Annotated in this window: 32 protein-coding genes and 1 pseudogene; 32 read left to right on the plus strand and 1 reads right to left on the minus strand. The window is 43.0% G+C overall.

All coding sequences use genetic code 11. From position 1 onward, the window contains the following. Positions 1-8 precede the first annotated feature (8 nt). From rplD to GBI16_RS03335, 28 genes and pseudogenes are all read left to right on the plus strand, one after another. Positions 9-611, plus strand: coding sequence for a 50S ribosomal protein L4 (rplD, locus tag GBI16_RS03200; protein WP_086208953.1), 603 nt, complete (start codon positions 9-11; stop codon positions 609-611). Next, positions 608-928, plus strand: coding sequence for a 50S ribosomal protein L23 (rplW, locus tag GBI16_RS03205; RefSeq protein WP_004691323.1), 321 nt, complete (start codon positions 608-610; stop codon positions 926-928). The genes rplD and rplW overlap by 4 nt, the downstream gene beginning before the upstream one ends. Before the next feature lie 11 nt (positions 929-939). Further along, on the plus strand, positions 940-1,764 hold the full coding sequence (rplB, locus tag GBI16_RS03210) for a 50S ribosomal protein L2 (protein ID WP_004691322.1): 825 nt from the start codon (positions 940-942) through the stop codon (positions 1,762-1,764). A 19-nt stretch (positions 1,765-1,783) separates the two neighbouring features. Beyond that, a complete protein-coding gene (gene rpsS / locus GBI16_RS03215; protein ID WP_004281508.1) occupies positions 1,784-2,059 on the plus strand; it encodes a 30S ribosomal protein S19 in 276 nt (91 codons plus the stop codon). A gap of 9 nt (positions 2,060-2,068) precedes the next feature. Beyond that, complete coding sequence (gene rplV / locus GBI16_RS03220; RefSeq protein ID WP_004691320.1) at positions 2,069-2,398, plus strand: 50S ribosomal protein L22; 330 nt, start codon at positions 2,069-2,071, stop codon at positions 2,396-2,398. 1 nt (position 2,399) lies between these two features. Then, positions 2,400-3,216, plus strand: a pseudogene (gene rpsC, locus GBI16_RS03225) (30S ribosomal protein S3). Then, complete coding sequence (gene rplP, locus GBI16_RS03230; RefSeq protein WP_004691317.1) at positions 3,156-3,569, plus strand: 50S ribosomal protein L16; 414 nt, start codon at positions 3,156-3,158, stop codon at positions 3,567-3,569. The pseudogene rpsC and the gene rplP overlap by 61 nt, the downstream one beginning before the upstream one ends. Beyond that, complete coding sequence (rpmC, locus tag GBI16_RS03235; protein ID WP_151706517.1) at positions 3,569-3,766, plus strand: 50S ribosomal protein L29; 198 nt, start codon at positions 3,569-3,571, stop codon at positions 3,764-3,766. The genes rplP and rpmC overlap by 1 nt, the downstream gene beginning before the upstream one ends. Further along, entirely contained in the window at positions 3,763-4,020 is a 258-nt protein-coding gene (gene rpsQ, locus GBI16_RS03240; RefSeq protein ID WP_004691314.1) for a 30S ribosomal protein S17, read from the plus strand. The genes rpmC and rpsQ overlap by 4 nt, the downstream gene beginning before the upstream one ends. Before the next feature lie 92 nt (positions 4,021-4,112). Then, a complete protein-coding gene (gene rplN, locus GBI16_RS03245; protein WP_004657680.1) occupies positions 4,113-4,481 on the plus strand; it encodes a 50S ribosomal protein L14 in 369 nt (122 codons plus the stop codon). 9 nt (positions 4,482-4,490) lie between these two features. Then, the gene (gene rplX / locus GBI16_RS03250; RefSeq protein ID WP_086208951.1) at positions 4,491-4,808 is read left to right on the plus strand and encodes a 50S ribosomal protein L24; all 318 of its coding nucleotides are present in this window, start codon (positions 4,491-4,493) and stop codon (positions 4,806-4,808) included. A 15-nt stretch (positions 4,809-4,823) separates the two neighbouring features. Next, a complete protein-coding gene (rplE, locus tag GBI16_RS03255) occupies positions 4,824-5,360 on the plus strand; it encodes a 50S ribosomal protein L5 (RefSeq protein ID WP_086208950.1) in 537 nt (178 codons plus the stop codon). A 9-nt stretch (positions 5,361-5,369) separates the two neighbouring features. Further along, entirely contained in the window at positions 5,370-5,675 is a 306-nt protein-coding gene (rpsN, locus tag GBI16_RS03260) for a 30S ribosomal protein S14 (RefSeq protein ID WP_005180266.1), read from the plus strand. 12 nt (positions 5,676-5,687) lie between these two features. After that, a complete protein-coding gene (gene rpsH, locus GBI16_RS03265; RefSeq protein ID WP_004691308.1) occupies positions 5,688-6,083 on the plus strand; it encodes a 30S ribosomal protein S8 in 396 nt (131 codons plus the stop codon). A 13-nt stretch (positions 6,084-6,096) separates the two neighbouring features. Continuing rightward, positions 6,097-6,630 (plus strand): 50S ribosomal protein L6, encoded by a 534-nt coding sequence (gene rplF / locus GBI16_RS03270; protein ID WP_086208949.1) that lies wholly within the window; start codon positions 6,097-6,099, stop codon positions 6,628-6,630. Between the two features lie 14 nt (positions 6,631-6,644). After that, on the plus strand, positions 6,645-6,995 hold the full coding sequence (rplR, locus tag GBI16_RS03275) for a 50S ribosomal protein L18 (RefSeq protein ID WP_004650473.1): 351 nt from the start codon (positions 6,645-6,647) through the stop codon (positions 6,993-6,995). Positions 6,996-6,997: 2 nt separating this feature from the next. Continuing rightward, positions 6,998-7,495: a 30S ribosomal protein S5 gene (gene rpsE, locus GBI16_RS03280; protein WP_004691304.1), complete on the plus strand. Its 498-nt coding sequence runs from the start codon at positions 6,998-7,000 to the stop codon at positions 7,493-7,495. A gap of 6 nt (positions 7,496-7,501) precedes the next feature. Continuing rightward, positions 7,502-7,678, plus strand: a complete 177-nt coding sequence (gene rpmD / locus GBI16_RS03285) for a 50S ribosomal protein L30 (RefSeq protein ID WP_005012961.1) — start codon at positions 7,502-7,504, stop codon at positions 7,676-7,678. 3 nt (positions 7,679-7,681) lie between these two features. Next, positions 7,682-8,122 (plus strand): 50S ribosomal protein L15, encoded by a 441-nt coding sequence (gene rplO / locus GBI16_RS03290; RefSeq protein WP_004691300.1) that lies wholly within the window; start codon positions 7,682-7,684, stop codon positions 8,120-8,122. A gap of 45 nt (positions 8,123-8,167) precedes the next feature. Further along, on the plus strand, positions 8,168-9,487 hold the full coding sequence (secY, locus tag GBI16_RS03295; protein ID WP_171264445.1) for a preprotein translocase subunit SecY: 1,320 nt from the start codon (positions 8,168-8,170) through the stop codon (positions 9,485-9,487). Positions 9,488-9,506: 19 nt separating this feature from the next. Next, positions 9,507-9,623: a 50S ribosomal protein L36 gene (gene rpmJ / locus GBI16_RS03300; RefSeq protein WP_000867907.1), complete on the plus strand. Its 117-nt coding sequence runs from the start codon at positions 9,507-9,509 to the stop codon at positions 9,621-9,623. Positions 9,624-9,730: 107 nt separating this feature from the next. After that, positions 9,731-10,087, plus strand: a complete 357-nt coding sequence (rpsM, locus tag GBI16_RS03305) for a 30S ribosomal protein S13 (RefSeq protein WP_005012957.1) — start codon at positions 9,731-9,733, stop codon at positions 10,085-10,087. A gap of 19 nt (positions 10,088-10,106) precedes the next feature. Continuing rightward, positions 10,107-10,493: a 30S ribosomal protein S11 gene (rpsK, locus tag GBI16_RS03310; protein WP_004281491.1), complete on the plus strand. Its 387-nt coding sequence runs from the start codon at positions 10,107-10,109 to the stop codon at positions 10,491-10,493. A gap of 12 nt (positions 10,494-10,505) precedes the next feature. After that, positions 10,506-11,132, plus strand: coding sequence for a 30S ribosomal protein S4 (rpsD, locus tag GBI16_RS03315; RefSeq protein WP_086208947.1), 627 nt, complete (start codon positions 10,506-10,508; stop codon positions 11,130-11,132). A gap of 17 nt (positions 11,133-11,149) precedes the next feature. Next, positions 11,150-12,157, plus strand: a complete 1,008-nt coding sequence (locus GBI16_RS03320) for a DNA-directed RNA polymerase subunit alpha (RefSeq protein WP_004691292.1) — start codon at positions 11,150-11,152, stop codon at positions 12,155-12,157. An 18-nt stretch (positions 12,158-12,175) separates the two neighbouring features. Further along, positions 12,176-12,541, plus strand: coding sequence for a 50S ribosomal protein L17 (gene rplQ, locus GBI16_RS03325; protein WP_151706518.1), 366 nt, complete (start codon positions 12,176-12,178; stop codon positions 12,539-12,541). A gap of 194 nt (positions 12,542-12,735) precedes the next feature. Then, positions 12,736-14,226, plus strand: a complete 1,491-nt coding sequence (locus tag GBI16_RS03330; RefSeq protein WP_151706519.1) for an NAD(P)/FAD-dependent oxidoreductase — start codon at positions 12,736-12,738, stop codon at positions 14,224-14,226. A gap of 137 nt (positions 14,227-14,363) precedes the next feature. Then, on the plus strand, positions 14,364-15,155 hold the full coding sequence (locus GBI16_RS03335) for an alpha/beta fold hydrolase (RefSeq protein ID WP_086208945.1): 792 nt from the start codon (positions 14,364-14,366) through the stop codon (positions 15,153-15,155). A 34-nt stretch (positions 15,156-15,189) separates the two neighbouring features. On the opposite strand, the gene GBI16_RS03340 is transcribed toward GBI16_RS03335, so the two are convergent. Beyond that, positions 15,190-16,362: an acyl-CoA dehydrogenase family protein gene (locus GBI16_RS03340; protein ID WP_151706520.1), complete on the minus strand. Its 1,173-nt coding sequence runs from the start codon at positions 16,360-16,362 to the stop codon at positions 15,190-15,192. Positions 16,363-16,554: 192 nt separating this feature from the next. Here GBI16_RS03340 and GBI16_RS03345 point away from each other — a divergent pair, with 192 nt between their 5' ends. The 4 genes from GBI16_RS03345 (at position 16,555) to rrtA (ending at position 19,406) form a co-directional block, all read left to right on the plus strand. Continuing rightward, positions 16,555-16,812: a succinate dehydrogenase assembly factor 2 gene (locus GBI16_RS03345; protein WP_005401275.1), complete on the plus strand. Its 258-nt coding sequence runs from the start codon at positions 16,555-16,557 to the stop codon at positions 16,810-16,812. Positions 16,813-16,817: 5 nt separating this feature from the next. Then, positions 16,818-17,204 carry a protein YgfX gene (locus GBI16_RS03350; protein WP_086208942.1) on the plus strand — a complete coding sequence of 129 codons (387 nt, stop codon included), beginning with the start codon at positions 16,818-16,820 and terminating at the stop codon, positions 17,202-17,204. Positions 17,205-17,724: 520 nt separating this feature from the next. Then, a complete protein-coding gene (locus GBI16_RS03355; RefSeq protein WP_086208941.1) occupies positions 17,725-18,762 on the plus strand; it encodes a hypothetical protein in 1,038 nt (345 codons plus the stop codon). Between the two features lie 71 nt (positions 18,763-18,833). After that, positions 18,834-19,406 (plus strand): rhombosortase, encoded by a 573-nt coding sequence (gene rrtA, locus GBI16_RS03360; RefSeq protein ID WP_086208940.1) that lies wholly within the window; start codon positions 18,834-18,836, stop codon positions 19,404-19,406. The last annotated feature ends 21 nt before the right edge of the window (positions 19,407-19,427 follow it).

Here is a 19,427-nt window from a genome sequence, read left to right on the forward strand (position 1 = left end):
GAAATAACGTGAATTTAAATACTGTTTCCGGCTCTGCTGTTGAATTATCAGAAGTTGCGTTCGGTCGTGAATTCAATGAAGCTCTTGTACACCAAGTTGTTACCGCTTATTTAGCTGGTGGCCGTCAAGGTTCAAAAGCTCAGAAATCACGTGCAGACGTTTCTGGCGGTGGTAAAAAACCATTCCGTCAAAAAGGTACTGGTCGCGCTCGTGCGGGTTCTATTCGTAGCCCAATCTGGGTAGGTGGTGGTAAAACTTTTGCTGCTCGCCCACAAGATTGGTCTCAAAAAGTTAACCGCAAAATGTACCGCGGTGCAATGCAATGTATCTTAGCTGAACTTGTTCGCCAAGATCGTCTAGTATTAGTTGAAGAGTTTGCTGTTGCTGCTCCAAAAACTAAAGAGTTGCTTGCAAAACTTAACGACTTGAATGCTACTCGCGCATTGATCGTTACAGAAGCTGTAGATGAGAATCTATACCTTGCAGCGCGCAACATTCCACACGTTGATGTGGTTGATGCTGCTGCTATCGATCCTGTTAGCTTGATCGCGTTCGATAAAGTTGTTATGTCTGTAGCTGCTGCTAAGAAAATTGAGGTAGAACTCGGATGAACAACGAACGTATCTATCAAGTCCTACAAGGACCTGTATTCTCAGAAAAAGCACAAGTTTTAGGTGAAACTGCTGGTGTTCAAGTTTTTAAAGTTGCACTTGATGCAAACAAACTTGAAATCAAAAAAGCGGTTGAGCAATTGTTTGGTGTTCAAGTTGTTAAAGTTAACACAACGATCACTAAAGGTAAGACTAAACGCTTTGGTAAAACATTAGGACGTCGTTCTGATGTTAAAAAAGCATACGTCACCCTGAAAGCTGGCCAAGATGTTGAAATGGCTGACTTGGGCGATACCGCTGAAAGCGCAGCGGAATAAGGACGAGAATTATGCCAATTCAAAAATGTAAGCCAACGTCTCCTGGACGTCGCTTTGTAGAGAAAGTCGTTCACGACCATCTTCACAAAGGCGCGCCTTATGCTCCGTTGGTTGAAGCTAAAAAACGTACTGGTGGTCGTAATAACAACGGTCACATCACGACTCGTCACGTTGGTGGCGGTCACAAGCAGCACTATCGTCTAGTTGACTTCAAACGTAACAAAGATGGTATTCCTGCAACTGTAGAGCGTATTGAATACGATCCTAACCGTACAGCACACATTGCACTAGTATTGTATGCTGATGGTGAGCGTCGCTACATCATCGCGCCTAAAGGCCTTCGCGCTGGCGATAAAGTTCAATCTGGTAACGATGCACCAATTCGTCCAGGTAACTGTTTACCGCTTCGCAACATGCCTATCGGTTCTACTCTTCACAACATTGAACTTAAAATTGGTAAAGGCGCGCAATTAGCTCGTTCTGCTGGTACTTCAGTTCAGTTGTTGGGTCGTGACGGTTCTTACGCCATCGTTCGTTTACGTTCTGGTGAAATGCGTAAAATTCACGTTGAGTGCCGTGCAGTTCTTGGTGAAGTTTCTAACCAAGAAAGCAACCTTCGTTCACTTGGTAAAGCAGGTGCAGCACGCTGGCGTGGCGTTCGTCCTACCGTTCGTGGTATGGCGATGAACCCAGTAGATCACCCGCACGGTGGTGGTGAAGGTCGTAGCAAAGGTATTCAACCTGTAAGCCCATGGGGTCAAAAAGCTAAAGGGTACAAAACACGTACCAATAAGCGTACGACTAAGATGATTATTCGCGACCGTCGCGTTAAGTAACAAGTAAAGGAATCTGACAATGCCTCGTTCTCTGAAAAAAGGCCCATTCGTCGATGCGCACTTGTTCGCTAAGGTTGAAGCGGCTATCGCGGCTAATAACCGTAAGCCGATCAAAACTTGGTCGCGTCGTTCGATGATCCTCCCAGATTTTGTTGGTTTAACAATTTCTGTACATAATGGCCGTAACCATGTTCCAGTGATCGTATCTGAACATATGGTTGGTCACAAACTTGGTGAATTCGCGCCAACTCGTACCTATCGTGGTCACGGTGTTGACAAGAAATCTAAACGTTAAGGTGCTATGATGGAAGTTACTGCTAAATTACGCGGTGCCGCTATCTCGGCACAAAAAACTCGTTTGGTTGCAGACCTAATCCGTGGCAAATCTGTTGCTCACGCGCTTAATATTCTTAACTTTAGCAACAAAAAAGCTGCAGTTTTGGTTAAAAAAGCATTGGAATCTGCGATTGCAAACGCTGAACACAATAACAGTTTAGATGTAGACGACCTTAAGGTTACTACGATTTACGTTGATGAAGGCACTAGCCTTAAGCGTATTATGCCACGTGCTAAAGGCCGTGCAGATCGTATTACTAAGCGTACTTGTCACATTACCGTTAAGGTAGGGGTTTGATATGGGTCAGAAGGTTCATCCAATCGGTATCCGCCTTGGTGTTGTAAAACGTCATAACGCCAACTGGTATGCGAGTCCGAAACAATACGCTGAATACTTGCTTAAAGATCTTCAAGTTCGTGAGTTTTTAACTAAAAAACTTAAGAATGCGATGATCAGCAATATTCTTATCGAACGTCCTACGGGCGCTGCTAAAGTAACAATTAGCACTGCACGTCCTGGTATCGTGATCGGTAAAAAAGGCGAAGATATTGAGAAATTACAGCGTGAACTTACTCAGATTATGGGTATTCCAGCGCAAGTAAGTATCAATGAAATTGATCGCCCAGACTTAGACGCTCGTTTAGTTGCTGAAGCAATCGCTTCTCAATTAGAAAAACGTGTAATGTTCCGTCGTGCTATGAAGCGTGCGGTTCAAAACACAATGCGTGCTGGTGCTAAAGGTATTAAAGTTGAAGTATCAGGCCGTTTAGGTGGTGCTGAGATTGCTCGTACTGAATGGTATCGTGAGGGTCGTGTACCTTTGCATACACTTCGTGCAGACATCGACTATGCAACTATGCGTGCTGAAACGACTTACGGTACCATTGGTGTTAAAGTTTGGATCTTCCGTGGTGAGATCTTGGGTGGCATGAAACAAGTCATGAACCCAGCTCCAGCTGAAGAACGTCCAGCTAAACGTGGTCGTGGTCGTGGTGAAGGTCAAGAGCGTCGTGGTCGTCGCAATGATCGTTCTGCTGAAAAAGGAGAATAATCCATGTTACAACCTAAACGTACTAAATTCCGTAAAGTGCAGAAAGGCCGTAACACTGGTCTAGCTCACCGCGGTAGCTCGGTATCTTTTGGTACAATCGCACTTAAATCTGTTGAGCGTGGTCAAATGACTGCTCGTCAAATTGAAGCAGCGCGTCGTACAATCAGCCGTCGTATTAAACGTGGTGGTAAGATCTTTATCCGTGTTTTCCCAGACAAGCCGATTACTTCTAAGCCTCTTGAAGTGCGTATGGGTAAAGGTAAAGGTTCTGTGGAATACTGGGTTTGCCAAATCAAACCAGGTAAAGTCTTGTACGAAATTGATGGTGTTAACGAAGAATTGGCTCGCGAAGCGTTTACGCTTGCAGCTGCTAAACTTCCGTTTAAAACCACTATCGTGACTCGGACGGTAATGTAATGAAAACTAAAGATCTACGTGAAAAGTCGGTAGAAGAGTTGACAGCTTTGCTTGATGAGCAACAGCTAAACCAATTCCGTCTTCGTATGGCAAAAGCAACTAGTCAATTGGGTAAATCGCATGAAGTTGCGCTTACTCGTAAGACAATTGCTCGTATCAAGACACTCCTTACCGAAAAACAGGGGAACGGACAATGAGTGAACAAACAGTTCGCACGTTAACCGGCAAAGTAGTAAGCGACAAGATGGACAAGTCTATCGTAGTACTTATCGAACGCCGCGTTCAACACCCGTTGTATGGCAAATCAATCCGCCGTTCAACTAAATTACACGCTCACGATGAGAACAACACAGCTAAAACTGGCGACGTTGTGACTATCAAAGAAAGCCGCCCAATTTCTAAAACTAAGTCTTGGACTCTAGTTGAAGTTGTTGAAGCTGCTGCTGAGTAATTAGACGTATCTGTTGCATCATCGGTTAATTTCGAGTACTCTTTGAGCCTTTCGAAATTGAGACCGGTGATGCTCGGTTTTGGAGTAGGGCAATGATTCAAACCGAAAGTATGCTAGACGTAGCAGACAATAGTGGTGCTCGCCGCGTACAATGTATTAAAGTACTTGGTGGTTCACATCGTCGTTATGCTTCTGTTGGCGACATTATTAAAGTTACTGTAAAAGAAGCTATTCCACGCGCACGTGTTAAAAAAGGTGACGTGATGAATGCTGTAGTTGTACGTACAAAATTCGGTATCCGTCGTCCAGACGGTTCAGTGATTCGTTTCGACGATAACGCTGCTGTTATTTTGAACAACAACAAAGCGCCGATTGCAACTCGTATTTTCGGACCAGTGACTCGTGAACTTCGTACTGAACAGTTCATGAAAATTATTTCACTGGCTCCTGAAGTTCTATAAGAGGCAATCATGGCTAAGATTAAAAAAGGCGATCAAGTAATTGTGATCGCAGGTAAAGAAAAAGGCAAACAGGGTACTGTTCTGTCTGTTTCAAATGACCGTGTTATGGTTGAAGGCCTTAACTTGGTTAAGAAGCATCAAAAGCCAAACCGTGCAACAGGTGCTGAAGGCGCTGTCGTTACACAGGAAGCTTCGCTTCATATTTCTAACGTGGCAATTTTTAATGCTACAACCCAAAAGGCTGACCGTGTTGGTTACCAAGTGATTGATGGCGCGAAAACTCGTGTTTATAAATCAAATGGTGAATCAGTGGCGGTAGCGAAGTAATAGGTTGAAAAGGCAATGGCCAGACTTAAAACGCGTTACAACGACGAACTTAAGGCTCAATTACAAGAGACTTTAGGCGTTAAAAATGTGATGGATATTCCTCGCATTACTAAAATCACGATCAACATGGGTGTTGGCGCAGCTGCTGCTGACAAAAAACTCCTTGATGGTGCTCTTGCTGATATGCAAGCTATCGCTGGTCAAAAACCAGTTCTTACATTAGCTCGTAAATCAATCGCGGGTTTCAAAATCCGTGATGGTTGGCCGATTGGTTGTAAAGTTACTTTACGCGGCGAACGTATGTACGAATTCTTAGACCGTTTGATCTCGATTGCGATCCCTCGTATCCGTGACTTCCGTGGTTTCTCTTCGAAATCATTTGATGGTCGTGGTAACTACTCAATGGGTCTTAAGGAACAAATTATGTTCCCTGAAATCGATTTTGATAAGATTGATCGTATTCGTGGTATGGATATTACCATCACTACGACTGCTCGCACCGATGACGAAGGCCGTGCGCTTATGCGTGCATTCGGCTTCCCGTTCAAATAAGAGGTCGATATGGCTAAGAAAAGTATGATTAATCGCGAATTGAAACGCGAAGCTACTGTTGCTAAATACGCTGCAAAACGTGCTGAATTAAAAGCTGTTATTGCAAACGTAAATGCAAGCGACGAAGAGCGTTTCGAAGCGATGATGAAATTACAAGCATTACCACGTAATGCATCTCCAGTACGTTTACGTAACCGTTGTGGTTTAACTGGTCGTCCTCATGGTTACTTCCGTAAGTTCGGTTTAAGCCGTAACAAATTACGCGATACAGTAATGCAAGGTGATGTACCGGGCGTTGTTAAGGCAAGCTGGTAAGGAGCACTATAGATGAGTATGCAAGATACCGTTGCCGACATGTTAACTCGTGTTCGTAACGCACAAATGGCGAAGAAGCAAACTGTTTCTATGCCAAACTCTAAGTTGAAGGTTGCAATTGCAAATGTTCTTCAACAAGAGGGTTACATTTCAAATGTAGAAGTTGCTGATGCTGAAGGCAAAGCGACGCTTACTTTGACTTTAAAGTATTTCGAAGGCAAACCAGTTATCGAAACTGTGAAACGCGTAAGCCGTCCTGGTCTACGTCAGTATCGCGGTAAAGATGCACTTCCAAGCGTTAAGCAAGGTTTAGGTATTGCAATTGTTTCTACAAGCAAAGGCATCATGACTGATCGCGCTGCACGTGCTGCAGGTATCGGTGGTGAAGTTATTGCTTTTGTTTCTTAATAGGTGATTCCTCATGTCTCGTGTGGCTAAAGCCCCAGTAACTGTACCTAACGGTGTAACAGTTACTCAGAACGGCCGGCAGGTCGAAGTGAAAGGTAGCAAAGGTACTTTGTCTTTCACCCTGCATGCGCTGGTCGAGCTTAAACAGGAAGACGGTATTCTAGCGATTGCTCCAAAAGCTGAGTCGAAAGACGCTTGGATGCAAGCTGGTACTGCTCGCGCTGTGCTTAACAACCTTGTAAAAGGTGTGAGCGAAGGCTTCGAACGTAAGTTACAACTTATCGGTGTTGGTTATAAAGCTGCGGTTAAAGGTAACATTGTTAACCTTAACCTTGGTTTCTCTCACCCGATCGACTATACGCTTCCTGAAGGTGTAACTGCTGAAACTCCTACAGCAACTGAAATTATTCTTAAATCTGCTGATAAAGCACGTTTAGGTCAAGTTGCTGCAGATATCCGTGGTTACCGTCCACCAGAGCCTTATAAAGGTAAAGGTGTTCGTTATTCTGACGAAGTTGTACTTCGTAAAGAAGCTAAGAAGAAATAAGGCGCGAGGTTCTTATGAACGAAAAGAAACAATCCCGTTTGCGTCGTGCGAAAAGCACACGCTTGCACATTCGTGCATTGGGTGCGACTCGTTTGTGTGTAAACCGCACTCCGCGTCACATCTATGCTCAAGTTATCTCAGCAGATGGTGGCAAAGTTTTAGCGCAAGCTTCAACTTTAGATGCTACTTTACGTGCTGGTACAACTGGTAACGTTGAAGCAGCTACTAAAGTAGGTGCTTTAATCGCAGAACGCGCTAAAGCAGCTGGTGTTACTAAAGTTGCATTTGACCGTTCTGGTTTCAAATATCATGGTCGTATCAAAGCCTTGGCTGATGCTGCTCGTGAAAACGGCTTGGAGTTCTAATCATGGCTAAAGTTGAACAAAACGAAGGTCTTGTTGAAAAGCTGGTTGCCGTTGATCGTGTAGCCAAAGTTGTTAAGGGTGGTCGTATCTTCTCTTTCACAGCACTAACTGTGGTAGGTGATGGTAATGGTCGTGTAGGTTTTGGTCGTGGTAAAGCACGTGAAGTTCCAGCTGCTATTTCTAAAGCACTTGAAGCTGCTCGTCGCAACATGATTACTGTTGACCTTGTTAACGGTACTGTACAACACCCTATTAACGCGCGTCACGGTGCAAGCCGTGTTTACATGCAGCCTGCTTCTGAAGGTACTGGTGTAATCGCTGGTGGTGCTATGCGTGCAGTTCTAGAAGCTGTTGGCGTACGTAACGTATTAACAAAATGTTATGGTTCTACTAACGCTGCGAACGTAGTAAACGCGACTTTTAATGGTCTGCGTGATATGACTTCTCCTGAGAAGGTTGCTGCGAAACGTGGTCTTACAGTAGAACAAATTCAAGGGTAATCAATCATGAAAACGATTAAAGTTACCCAGACTAAATCTTCATCGCATCGCTTGAAAAATCACAAGCTTAGCCTTAAAGGTTTAGGTCTGCGTCGTATTGGTCATACTGTAGAAGTGCAAGATACGCCTTCTAACCGTGGTATGATCAACCAAGTCTACTATATGGTTAGTGTAGAGGAATAAGCCATGACTCTGCGTTTAAATGAGCTTGCACCTGCTGAAGGTGCAAAACGTGAAAATCGTCGTCTAGGCCGTGGTATCGGTTCTGGCGTTGGTAAGACTGGTGGCCGTGGTGTCAAAGGTCAAAATTCACGTAAGAGCGGTGGTACTCGTCCGGGCTTTGAAGGTGGTCAAACTGCGTTATATCGTCGTTTACCTAAATTCGGTTTCACTAGCCAAATCGCTTTAAAAACTGCTGAAGTACGTTTATCTGAGCTTACTAAAGTTGAAGGCGACATCGTTAGCCTAGAAACTTTAAAAGCTGCAAACGTTGTACGTAAAGATATGTTACGTGCTCGTATCGTACTTTCTGGTGAAATTACTCGTGCATTCACTGTTCAAGGTGTTGCTGTGACTAAAGGCGCTAAAGCTGCTGTTGAAGCTGCTGGCGGTAAAGTCGAGGAGTAATCGCTAGTGTCTATGTCTCCTAGTTCTTCAGGTCATGTCAATATGATGAAAGGCCAGCCATTTCATGTGAAATACCGTGAAATTATACGCCGTATGATGTTTCTCATCGGTGCATTATTGGTTTTTCGACTAGGAGCACATATTCCAGTACCAGGCATTAATAATGCCGCACTTGAAAATCTTTTTAATGCAAACCAAGGCACGATCCTTGGTTTGTTTAACATGTTTTCAGGTGGTGCATTAGAGCGTATGTCCATTCTTGCTCTTGGGATCATGCCGTACATTTCTGCATCGATTATCGTGCAGTTAATGTCTACAGTTATTCCTTCGCTGGAAGCTTTAAAAAAAGAAGGCGAACAAGGCAAGCGTAAGATTAATCAGTATACGCGACAAGGTACATTGTTCCTTGCACTTGTGCAGGCAATTGGGATGTGTGCTGGTCTGATCAGTCAAGGCATTACCTTAACTGCAGGTCTGGCTTTCTACGTACCAGCTGTAACCTCTTTGGTTGCAGGTACAATGTTCTTGATGTGGTTGGGTGAGCAAATTACCGAACGTGGGGTGGGGAATGGTATTTCCATGATCATCTTCGCCGGTATTGTTGCAGGATTGCCGAATTTGATTCTGCAATCACTATCATCAGTAGATAATGGTCAAACCAGTCTAATTGGCTTGGTTATTTTTGGTGTGTTATCTCTGGCTGTATTAGCTGCAATTGTGTTTATTGAGAAGGCGCAACGTCGTATTCCAGTAAACTATGCTCAAAAACAACAAGGACGTCGTGTGTTTACTGCACAACAGTCGCATTTGCCATTAAAAATTAATATGGCGGGTGTGATCCCGGCGATTTTCGCAAGTTCATTGCTTTTGTTCCCTGCGAGCTTAGGGCAATGGGTGGGTAGTGCAGATCCGAATGCGGGTATTATCAAACGTAGTTTGCAAGATTTGGCATTGGTGCTTTCGCCTGGTCAGCCGTTGTATTTGGTGCTCTTTGGTGCGTTAATTATCTTTTTCTGTTACTTTTATACAGCGCTTGTATTTAGCCCGAAAGAAGTATCGGAAAACTTGAAACGCAGCGGGGCTTATGTACCTGGTATTCGTCCAGGTGAGCAAACTGCTCGTTACTTAGATCATATTCTTAACCGTTTGACATTTATTGGTGCGATTTATATCACCATCATTTGCTTAATGCCGATGATTTTACAAAGCTCATTTGGTATTCCATTTTCTTTAGGTGGAACATCTTTGCTGATTGTTGTGGTGGTAGTGATGGACTTTATGGCTCAGCTGCAAGCACATCTCACCTCGCATCAGTACGATAATCAAACGTTAATGAGAAAAACGACTGCTCATCCTAAGGGATAAGCGCACTTGAGGTTTCATCATGAAAGTACAAGCTTCTGTAAAGAAAATTTGTGGTAGCTGTAAAGTTATCCGTCGTAATGGGGTTATTCGCGTAATTTGTAGCGCAGAACCTCGTCATAAGCAGCGTCAAGGTTAATCTGATCAAGACCTGTTGATTTCAGTAGGCTAATTAGGTTATTATCCGCCCCTCAAGATTTTTGTGGGGCGGTTGATTGTCTTAACTGCCTTTTTGGAGAAAATTGAATGGCTCGTATTGCCGGTGTAAACATTCCGGATAACAAGCATGCTGTTATCTCTCTAACGTACATCTTTGGTATTGGTCGCCACACTGCTAAGAACATCTTAGCTGCTGCAGGCATCGCTACTACTACTAAGATCCGTGAATTAGATGACGCTCAGCTTGATGCGATTCGTGCAGAAGTTGCTAAGGTTCCAACCGAAGGTGATTTACGTCGCGAAATTTCCATGAACATTAAACGTTTAATGGATTTAGGCTGCTACCGCGGTCTTCGTCATCGTCGCAGCTTGCCTGTCCGTGGTCAACGCACCAAAACTAACGCACGTACCCGTAAAGGTCCGCGCAAACCTATTAAGAAATAAGATTTCTGGAAGCTAAAAGATGGCTAAAGATACTCGCGCACGCAAGAAGGTCACTCGTACCGTCTCTGAAGGTGTTGCACACATTCACGCTTCTTTTAATAACACCATTGTGACTATTACCGATCGTCAAGGTAATGCACTGGCTTGGGCTACCTCTGGTGGACAAGGCTTCCGTGGATCACGTAAATCAACTCCGTTTGCTGCTCAGGTAGCTGCTGAAGTTGCTGGTAAAGCTGCTTTAGATTACGGTTTGAAAAACTTGGACGTCCTTGTAAAAGGTCCTGGTCCTGGTCGTGAGTCTGCGGTTCGTGCTTTAGGTGCAGTGGGTTATAAAATTAACAGCATTACCGATGTGACGCCAATCCCGCACAACGGTTGCCGTCCACCTAAAAAACGTCGCGTGTAAGGAGAAACATTCATGGCTCGTTATATTGGTCCAAAATGCAAACTCTCTCGCCGCGAAGGGACAGACCTGCAATTAAAATCTGGCGTTAAACCATTTGACGTCAAAACTAAAAAAGCTGCTAAAGCTCCTGGCCAACATGGCGGAGCTCGTGGTGGTAAACAATCTGAGTATTCACTACAATTACGTGAAAAACAAAAAGTACGTCGTATGTACGGTGTTTTAGAGCGTCAATTTAGTAATTACTATAAAGAAGCTGCTCGTGTTAAAGGCGCAACAGGTGAAAACTTGTTGAAATTGCTTGAAAGCCGTCTTGATAACGTCGTTTATCGCATGGGTTTTGGTTCTACACGCGCAGAAGCTCGTCAGTTAGTATCTCACCGCTCAATCACTTTGAATGGCCGTCGTGTTAACATCGCGTCAATCCAAGTTAAAGCTGGTGATGTAATTGCTGTACATGAAGGTGCTAAACAACAATTGCGTATCAAAAACGCAGTTGAATTAGCTGCACAACGTGGTATCCCTGCTTGGATGGAAATTGACCATTCTAAGTTGGAAGGTACGTTCAAAGCTGCACCAGATCGTTCAGATTTACCTGCTGAAATCAACGAAAGCTTGATTGTAGAATTGTATTCTAAATAATCCTTGAGGTAGCAATAATGACGCGTACTGCAAATGAGTTTCTAACTCCGCAAGCGATCAAGGTCGAAGCGGTTAGCGGGACCTCGGCAAAAGTTATTCTAGAACCCTTAGAGCGTGGCTTTGGTCATACTCTGGGCAATGCTTTACGTCGCATCCTTCTTTCTTCTTTGCCTGGCGCTGCTGTGGTTGAAGTTGAGATTGAAGGTGTCGAGCACGAGTACAGTACTTTGGAAGGCTTGCAGCAGGACATCGTCGAGCTCTTGCTGAACCTAAAAGGATTGTCTATTAAGCTGTTCGATCAAAATGAAGCTTATTTGACATTAGAGAAACAAGGTCCTGGCGACGTAACTGCCGCTGACCTTCGTTTACCTCATAATGTTGAAGTGGTTAACCCTGAACATTTGATCGGTACTTTAAGTGCTTCAGGCTCATTAAAAATGCGCTTGAAAGTTTCTCAAGGTCGTGGTTATGAAACTTCTGACTCGCGTTTCCCGGAAGGCGAAACTCGCCCTGTAGGTCGCTTACAGTTAGATGCTTCTTATAGCCCAATCAAACGTGTGTCTTACACAGTGGAAAACGCTCGTGTAGAACAACGTACAGACCTTGATAAATTGGTCATTGATCTTGAGACCAATGGTACAGTTGATCCAGAAGAAGCGATCCGCAAAGCGGCAACAATCTTGCAACAACAAATTGCAATTTTTGTTGATCTTCAGAAAGATCAAGCTCCTGTTGCTCAAGAACCTCGTGAAGAAGTTGATCCAATTTTGCTTCGTCCAGTAGATGATCTAGAGCTTACTGTTCGTTCTGCTAACTGTTTGAAAGCAGAAAACATTTACTACATTGGTGATCTAGTACAGCGCACTGAGGTTGAGTTACTTAAAACTCCTAACCTTGGTAAAAAATCGCTTACTGAGATCAAAGATGTTCTGGCTTCAAAAGGCTTACAACTCGGCATGCGTTTAGAGAACTGGCCACCAGCTAGTCTCCGTATGGACGATCGTTTCGCCTATCGTAGCCGTTAATTAAGTAGGACTATCACCATGCGTCATCGTAATAGTGGTGTGAAATTAGGCCGTACCAGCAGCCATCGTAAAGCGATGTTTCAAAACATGGCTAACTCTTTGTTTGAGCACGAGTTGATCAAAACAACTGTGCCTAAAGCAAAAGAGTTACGTCGTGTAGCTGAGCCTTTAATCACTTTAGCTAAAAACGATACTGTTGCAAACCGTCGCTTAGCGTTTGCTCGTACTCGTTCAGCATCAACTGTTGGTAAATTATTTACCGTTCTTGGCCCTCGTTACAAAGAACGTAACGGCGGTTATCTACGTGTTCTTAAAGCGGGCTTCCGTGCAGGTGATGCTGCGCCGATGGCTTACGTTGAACTAGTAGATCGCGAAGTTAAATAATTTCGTAGAACTATTCAGTTGTTCTTAAAAAAAGACCGGTGTTTCACCGGTCTTTTTTATGTCTTATTGTTTAACAATTTTTTTATTTTGACCCGTATTGACATATTTTGTGGGAAATATGCTTAAACTTGACATTGTGTATTGTCAGCTTTGTGGTTTAATAAGAACAGAATATAAGACAGGATAAAAACAACATGGATAAGCACGTCGATTTACTGATTGTAGGTGCTGGTATTTCTGGTATTGGTCTTGCCGCACATTTAACCAAGCATTGCCCACAACGTTCTTTTGAGATTATTGAACGTCGCGATAGCTTTGGTGGTACTTGGGATCTATTTAAGTACCCCGGAATTCGTTCTGATTCTGATATGTCGACCTTTGGTTTTAATTTTAAACCATGGCAGCAGGCGAGTGTACTGGCTGATGGTTCGTCGATTAAAGGCTATTTATCCGAAGTGATAGATGAACAAAAGCTCAAAGAAAAAATTCATTTTAAGCATCGTGTTTTAAGCGCCAATTATGATTCTGCACTAAAGAAATGGCAGGTGGTGATTGAGAATGCGAAAGGTAAAAAAGAGAACTGGATTGCAAACTTTGTGTTTGGTTGCACAGGCTATTATAACTATGATCATGGTTTCCAACCTGAGTTTCCAAATCAACAAGCATTCAAAGGGCAGTTTATTCATCCACAGTTATGGCCTGAAAACTTAGATTATCGCGGCAAAAAAGTAGTGATCATCGGTAGTGGCGCAACAGCAATTACGCTAGTACCTGCGATGGCCAAGGGTGGGGCTAGTCATGTGACCATGTTACAGCGTTCGCCAACCTATATTGCTTCAGTGCCATCTATTGATTTTGTATATGACAAAATGCGTAAAGTGTTACCTGAAGATGTAGCGTATAAACTGACTCGTGCGCGTAACATTGGGATGCAACGTGGAATTTATGCACTCGCGCAGAAACAACCGAAACTGCTACGCCGACTGCTGTTACAGTCGATTAAGATGCAGCTCAAAGGTAAAGTGGATATGAAACATTTTACCCCTGACTATAATCCGTGGGATCAGCGCTTATGTGTGGTGCCAGACGGTGATTTATTTAAAATTCTTCGTTCAGGTCAAGCCAGTGTTGAAACAGATCAGATTGAGCGCTTTACTGAAACGGGTATTCAATTAAAGTCTGGTCAGCATTTAGAGGCGGATATTGTTGTCTCAGCGACAGGTTTAGAAATTCAAATCTTGGGCGGCATTCAAGCAACGATTGATGGCGAACCTTTAGACACATCTAAACATATGTTGTATCAAGGCATGATGGTCAGTGATGTGCCGAATATGGCGATGATTATTGGTTATATCAATGCCTCTTGGACTTTAAAGGTGGATATTGCCGCAGAATACATTTGTCGTTTACTCAACTATATGGATCAAAAACAATGGACTGAAGTGATTCCTCAAGGGGATGCGACTGAGCTAATGCAAGATACGGTGATGGGAAGTTTAAGTTCTGGTTATATCGCACGTGCAGCAGGTGTTATGCCAAAACAAGGCAAGCATGCACCTTGGAAAGTGTCGAATAACTATTTAGCTGATCGTAAAGCATTAAAGAATGCTTCTTTTGAGGATGGTATACTGAAATTTGCTAAACGTGAGCTAGCATTGGATCAGAAACCCAAACTAGTGTCCTAACTTGCAAAACGACATAGATATGAAAGGAGCTTAGGCTCCTTTTTTAATGACTTGAGCAGTTCTCTTTTGGGGCTTTCTTTCAGGTTTGAACTATTAGATGATTTTGAACACTGAGAAAACAAAGAATAGGAAATGCGTTGAAAATCTTAGAAGAAGTCCATCAAATTCAATATACAGAATATAGGATTCACGCCAAAAAGTGGCAAACTGATTCGGGCGATCTATCTTTGGCACCCATAATTTTAATGCATGATTCATTAGGCTCAGTGAGCTTATGGCGAGATTTTCCTGCACAGCTGGCTCAGGCAACAGGCCGTGTGATTTATGCTTATGATCGACTGGGTTTTGGTTTATCCGATGCTCATCCGACTTCACTGGCATATAGTTTTGTATCCACGGAAGCCACACAGTGCTTTAAAGCAGTTTTGGATTATTTCTCGATACAGGATTTTATTATCCTTGGGCACAGTGTCGGAGGTGGGATGTCGATTGCGATTGCAGCAATTTATGCAGAATGTTGCCACGCCTTAATTACTATCTCTGCACAGTATACCGTTGAAGAGCTGACTCTAGCAGGCATTCGAGAGGCAAAACTAGGCTTTCAACAAGCAGGGCAAATAGAGCGTTTAGCCAAATACCACCCGAACAAAGCACAGTGGGTGCTTGATGCATGGACTGAAACATGGTTGGCCCCCGCTTTTCAGGATTGGAGTCTGGCTGAGATAATAGGCGGTGTCTGTTGTCCGACGTTGGTTATTCATGGTGAACTAGATGAATATGCAACCACGGCACAACCACAACAAATTTTTTCAGGGGTCACAGGACAAGCCGAATTACAAATTTTAGAGGGACTGCATCATATGCCGCATAAAGAGCAACCCGATTTGGTGGTTGCGTTGATTGCGGACTTTCTTGAAGCAAATATATAAATGCAATAGCCCATCTAGAGATGGGCTATTTGAGTTAAAGAGAACGTGAGATGAGTTCTTTCATGATTTCATTGGTGCCTGCGTAAATACGATTGGCGCGATTATCTAAATAGGCACGTGCAATTGGATATTCCAACATATAGCCATAGCCGCCATGTAGTTGCAGACATTCATCCACAACTTTAGAAAACATCTCTGAAATTTTATATTTAGCTGCTGCTGCTGCGTCAACCCCCAAATTATCTTCGAGTTGTAATTGCATACAACGATCCAGATAAGCCCGGCAAAAGTCAATTTCTGTACGCAACTCTGCCAGTTTAAAGCGGGTATTTTGAAAGCTAGAGATACTTTTTCCAAAGGCTTTACGCTCTTTGGTGTACTGAACAGTATGTGCCAGTGCTGCTTCTGCACCCGCTTGGCAAATAATCGCCACTAGCATACGCTCCCAAGCCAATTCCTTCATTAACATCATAAAGCCCATGCCTTCCAAACCGAGCAGGTTCTCTTTAGGGACTCGGACATGATCAAAAAATAATTCGCAGGTGTCTTGTCCTTTCATTCCAATTTTATTGAGAGGTTTGCCTTTACTGAAACCTACACGATCAGCTTCAACGATGATTAATGAGAGATTAGCTGAACCTTTCTCACTGTCACCCGTCTTACAGACCACAATCGCCATATCGCAGAGATAGCCATTGGTAATGAAGATTTTAGAGCCATTGATAATATAGTCATCTCCCTCTAAAACAGCCGTTGTTCGTACCGCTTGTAAGTCTGAGCCTGTGCCAGGTTCAGTCATCGCGATGGCTGTGACGGTTTCACCCGAAGCCATCCGCGTTAACCAATAGTGTTTTTGTGCTTCACTGCCAAAGTTATTGATATAGTTCGCGACAATGTCAGAGTGTAGTGAAAACCCTGTCGAGGAATCCATGGCATAGGCTTGTTCTTCAATCAAAATCATACTGTATAAACGGTCTACACCCGAACCACCATAAGCTTCAGGCATGGTGGCACACAGTAGTCCCATGGCGCCTGCTTTATTCCATAGCTCACGATCGACATGTTGTTGTTGTTCATATTTTTCAATATTGGGAACAACTTCTTTGGCATAAAACTTTCGCACAGTTTCTCGAAATGCCTCATGTTCAGCATTAAATAAATTACGCGGCAGCATATTGTTTAACGGGCGAATCGCGCCTGATTGCATGGAAGCTCATCCTGATGTTGTTATTTTGCTAGAAGATTAGTGAAAAGCAGGACATGCGACAATGGACTGAATGCTCAAATGCGGTTGATTTTTTGATGGGTTTTGCCAGTTGAAAAAATTGCGACATTTAACTAGTGGCGAGGGAGGTGTGATCGGTTAAACTAAGCCGTTGTAATTCATCTGGGGAATGTAATGACTGAAGAAATGAGCTTGGAAGAGCGTAAAGTAATCTACCGTGCACGTCGTGGTTTAAAAGAAATTGATGTGTACTTTGATCCTTATGTGAAAAATTATTATCTTCAGGCGGATCCTGCGGAAAAGGCCATGTTTGCAGCATTGGTTGAACAAGAAGACCCAGATTTATTGGACTGGTTCATGGAAGTGTCTGAACCACCGCACCCTGAAATGAAAACCTTGATTCAAAAGTTAAAGCATTATGTACATGGATAAGTGTAATGGATAATCGTCATTTTCAACTGAAACCTAGCCGTTTGGCTTATGTATTTCAGTTGTCAATTTATGCCATTTTAATGTTTGTACTCTATCAGCTATTGCCTTTGTGGTTATGGCTGATTGCTTTGGTCGCAGGTTTTATTTTATATCTGTTTTTTCTACGAGGGCCGCAACACTTTCAATTACAGTATTTGGATGGTCGAGATTGGTCCTTGTCGCATAAAACGCAAAGCGATGTGCAGCGTGTGCAGATCAGTCATATTATCGACCATCGTGCGTATATCGTGATCTATTTTCAACATTTCCGTGCCAAACCGATGTTGGTCTGGTGTGATCAGTTATCCTTGAGACAGTGGAAAGCGTTGAAAATACTCACTAAAATGCAGTAATTGTTGGACAATATTAGCTTTTATACTCTAACCAAACTATTGAAAAATAATAAATATAAACTGACTTCATCTCTCTTTGTCTGACAGTTCGGAAGAAATTTAACGCTATTTTCAAATTGTCAGACAACATTCTTATAGTTTGTTGTTCTTAAAATGTACATTCAAATCACCAACAGCAAACAAGGATAATCTTATGATGATTCCAACTTGGATGTTTCTAGTGGTAGCAATTGTGTTAGCGATTGTTATAGGACGATTAGGAACTGTGCTGAAGGAACGATTTGCACCAAACAAAGCCTAACTAGGCTTCTCAGTTCATAAGTAGCATGTGCCGAACCGTCGCTATGCTACTTTTTTTTGCCTGAAAAAAAATATGGGTGTCATTTAAGTCAATTTTCCGCTTTTTATTTCATGGCAGAGTAGTAGTCGGATTTAGAGTAAATACTCTTTTCTTCGGAAATTGCTTCTGCTATGTTTGTCAGCACGGACGCATACAATTATACAAATAGAGGACAGGAAAATGTCGCAAGTCCAAAAAATAGGCCAAGGTATGGCTGTTGTAGCGATTACAAGTTTATTATTTTCGGGTTGTTCACAAGTGGTTAAAACAGGTGCTAATGTTGCACTTGGGTTTAGTGAAAAACATATTGTTCCGCCTATATTGGCTATGGAAGATGCAGAGATGGTCTGCAATTCAGGCAATGCTTTGACGCCTGCGATTATGTCGACCAAAGATATGGGCGCAGACCCAACACGTATTGCGGTTTTACTCTATTCGGCTTCAGGTATTTGTGCGGAGAATCAGGCGCTAGAGTCAGAGCTTCGTTATTTACGTGCCTCTAAAGCAGGTAATGTTTCTGAAGCCCAGGATGCGCGTATTGAACAAAAACGTTGGGCTGCTATTGCTGCACAGCGTCAATATACAGGCTATCAATTGTTCCAAAACCGTTGGGAAAAAAAGTATAAAAAGCCACTGGGCGAAGGTTGCCCAAAAATGAACAGCGATTTAGATCAAACTGTATATATGCTGGGGATGTTGAGCGGTCTACAAGCGATGACTAATGATATTAACTCAGGTGGTGCAGTCAATGTTCCTAAAGACATTGCGGCTATTGTCGAGCGTGGCATGGTGTGTCTAGACAATGAAAAGTTTTGGGGTGCACCGAATGCAACACGTGCGGTGATTTGGACCTTGTTACCAGGTGCGGGTGAAGGTAAGCCTGATCCATATCAGACTTTAAAACAATCTATGCAAATCGGCGAGCAAAAAGGGGTGCGTTTAGCCCATGCGATGTATGCTATTGCAGCGCAAGCCAGTGGTGATGATGCGAAAATTCGTGATGCCTTGAAAAGTTATGCGGCTTCACATAGTGATGAAAAACAGACTAATCCACAGTTTAAGCTGATTGATAGTATGGCTTCGAGTATGGTACAAGGCATTTCTGATCGTTATTGGACTGAACATACAGGGACACGAACAGGTGATGGTGGTATGGCGCATTTCTGGGATGAAAAAGAAGATCGTTCAGAGTTGGATGAACTGTTTAATGAAAGTTAACCAATTTTAAACTGAGCCATGTAGTCAAAAAAATAACAATAAATAAATGAGTCACAGCATAAGGGCATGCGATGCAAGATCAATTTCTATATAGAAAAATCATTTTGATTGCGTTCGTCGTATCAATTTCGGCATGCCTACAGATTTTTAAAGATCAATTTATTTATTGGCGTGTGGATATTTTTCCTGAAGTTTGGCGTTTGTGGACTGCGCACTGGGTGCATGTGGGATGGATTCATTTTGCCCTTAATATGTTGGCATTTATGTGTCTGCCTTTTATTTTCCCACGCGTGCGTGTCTGGCATTTTGTGGCGTTATTGCTGATTTTACCGCCATTAATTAGTCTCAGTTTTTATTATTTTTTGGCCGATATTGAAGCCTATGCTGGGCTGTCAGGTGTATTGCATGGGATGTTCACTGCGATTGCCATCGTCCATTTGCTTTACCGTAAAGAGCGGATGTTTGCGAGTTTGGTGTTGTTTCTCATTTTAGGCAAACTGATTTGGGAAAATACCCTTGGGGCGAGTGCTACGGCTGAACTGATCGGGAGTCCAGTCTTAGTCGAAGCACATTTATTGGGTGTGATCTGGGGGATTGTGATTGCAGCTATGTATTTAATCGGGGTGAATCTATTTGATGAGTAATCTATTGACCTAAATTCTAAA

This window comes from Acinetobacter sp. TUM15064 (assembly GCF_008980265.1).
In the GTDB taxonomy this organism is placed as follows: Bacteria; Pseudomonadota; Gammaproteobacteria; order Pseudomonadales; family Moraxellaceae; genus Acinetobacter.

What these genes read in the sequence shown, in the direction of transcription:
- rplB (WP_004691322.1), top strand. Translation starts at nt 940, where the DNA reads ATGCCAATTCAAAAATGTAAGCCAACGTCTCCTGGACGTCGCTTTGTA.
- rplX (WP_086208951.1), top strand. Translation starts at nt 4,491, where the DNA reads ATGGCTAAGATTAAAAAAGGCGATCAAGTAATTGTGATCGCAGGTAAA.
- secY (WP_171264445.1), top strand. Translation starts at nt 8,168, where the DNA reads ATGAAAGGCCAGCCATTTCATGTGAAATACCGTGAAATTATACGCCGT.
- rpmD (WP_005012961.1), top strand. Translation starts at nt 7,502, where the DNA reads ATGAAAACGATTAAAGTTACCCAGACTAAATCTTCATCGCATCGCTTG.
- rpsQ (WP_004691314.1), top strand. Translation starts at nt 3,763, where the DNA reads ATGAGTGAACAAACAGTTCGCACGTTAACCGGCAAAGTAGTAAGCGAC.
- rpsH (WP_004691308.1), top strand. Translation starts at nt 5,688, where the DNA reads ATGAGTATGCAAGATACCGTTGCCGACATGTTAACTCGTGTTCGTAAC.
- rplQ (WP_151706518.1), top strand. Translation starts at nt 12,176, where the DNA reads ATGCGTCATCGTAATAGTGGTGTGAAATTAGGCCGTACCAGCAGCCAT.
- rrtA (WP_086208940.1), top strand. Translation starts at nt 18,834, where the DNA reads ATGCAAGATCAATTTCTATATAGAAAAATCATTTTGATTGCGTTCGTC.
- rplE (WP_086208950.1), top strand. Translation starts at nt 4,824, where the DNA reads ATGGCCAGACTTAAAACGCGTTACAACGACGAACTTAAGGCTCAATTA.
- rplR (WP_004650473.1), top strand. Translation starts at nt 6,645, where the DNA reads ATGAACGAAAAGAAACAATCCCGTTTGCGTCGTGCGAAAAGCACACGC.
- rplV (WP_004691320.1), top strand. Translation starts at nt 2,069, where the DNA reads ATGGAAGTTACTGCTAAATTACGCGGTGCCGCTATCTCGGCACAAAAA.
- rpsN (WP_005180266.1), top strand. Translation starts at nt 5,370, where the DNA reads ATGGCTAAGAAAAGTATGATTAATCGCGAATTGAAACGCGAAGCTACT.
- rpsE (WP_004691304.1), top strand. Translation starts at nt 6,998, where the DNA reads ATGGCTAAAGTTGAACAAAACGAAGGTCTTGTTGAAAAGCTGGTTGCC.
- GBI16_RS03340 (WP_151706520.1), bottom strand. Translation starts at nt 16,362, where the DNA reads ATGCAATCAGGCGCGATTCGCCCGTTAAACAATATGCTGCCGCGTAAT.
- rplP (WP_004691317.1), top strand. Translation starts at nt 3,156, where the DNA reads ATGTTACAACCTAAACGTACTAAATTCCGTAAAGTGCAGAAAGGCCGT.
- GBI16_RS03345 (WP_005401275.1), top strand. Translation starts at nt 16,555, where the DNA reads ATGACTGAAGAAATGAGCTTGGAAGAGCGTAAAGTAATCTACCGTGCA.
- rpsD (WP_086208947.1), top strand. Translation starts at nt 10,506, where the DNA reads ATGGCTCGTTATATTGGTCCAAAATGCAAACTCTCTCGCCGCGAAGGG.
- rplF (WP_086208949.1), top strand. Translation starts at nt 6,097, where the DNA reads ATGTCTCGTGTGGCTAAAGCCCCAGTAACTGTACCTAACGGTGTAACA.
- rpsM (WP_005012957.1), top strand. Translation starts at nt 9,731, where the DNA reads ATGGCTCGTATTGCCGGTGTAAACATTCCGGATAACAAGCATGCTGTT.
- GBI16_RS03320 (WP_004691292.1), top strand. Translation starts at nt 11,150, where the DNA reads ATGACGCGTACTGCAAATGAGTTTCTAACTCCGCAAGCGATCAAGGTC.
- rplN (WP_004657680.1), top strand. Translation starts at nt 4,113, where the DNA reads ATGATTCAAACCGAAAGTATGCTAGACGTAGCAGACAATAGTGGTGCT.
- GBI16_RS03350 (WP_086208942.1), top strand. Translation starts at nt 16,818, where the DNA reads ATGGATAATCGTCATTTTCAACTGAAACCTAGCCGTTTGGCTTATGTA.
- rplO (WP_004691300.1), top strand. Translation starts at nt 7,682, where the DNA reads ATGACTCTGCGTTTAAATGAGCTTGCACCTGCTGAAGGTGCAAAACGT.
- rpsS (WP_004281508.1), top strand. Translation starts at nt 1,784, where the DNA reads ATGCCTCGTTCTCTGAAAAAAGGCCCATTCGTCGATGCGCACTTGTTC.
- GBI16_RS03355 (WP_086208941.1), top strand. Translation starts at nt 17,725, where the DNA reads ATGTCGCAAGTCCAAAAAATAGGCCAAGGTATGGCTGTTGTAGCGATT.
- GBI16_RS03330 (WP_151706519.1), top strand. Translation starts at nt 12,736, where the DNA reads ATGGATAAGCACGTCGATTTACTGATTGTAGGTGCTGGTATTTCTGGT.
- rpmJ (WP_000867907.1), top strand. Translation starts at nt 9,507, where the DNA reads ATGAAAGTACAAGCTTCTGTAAAGAAAATTTGTGGTAGCTGTAAAGTT.
- rplW (WP_004691323.1), top strand. Translation starts at nt 608, where the DNA reads ATGAACAACGAACGTATCTATCAAGTCCTACAAGGACCTGTATTCTCA.
- rpmC (WP_151706517.1), top strand. Translation starts at nt 3,569, where the DNA reads ATGAAAACTAAAGATCTACGTGAAAAGTCGGTAGAAGAGTTGACAGCT.
- rpsK (WP_004281491.1), top strand. Translation starts at nt 10,107, where the DNA reads ATGGCTAAAGATACTCGCGCACGCAAGAAGGTCACTCGTACCGTCTCT.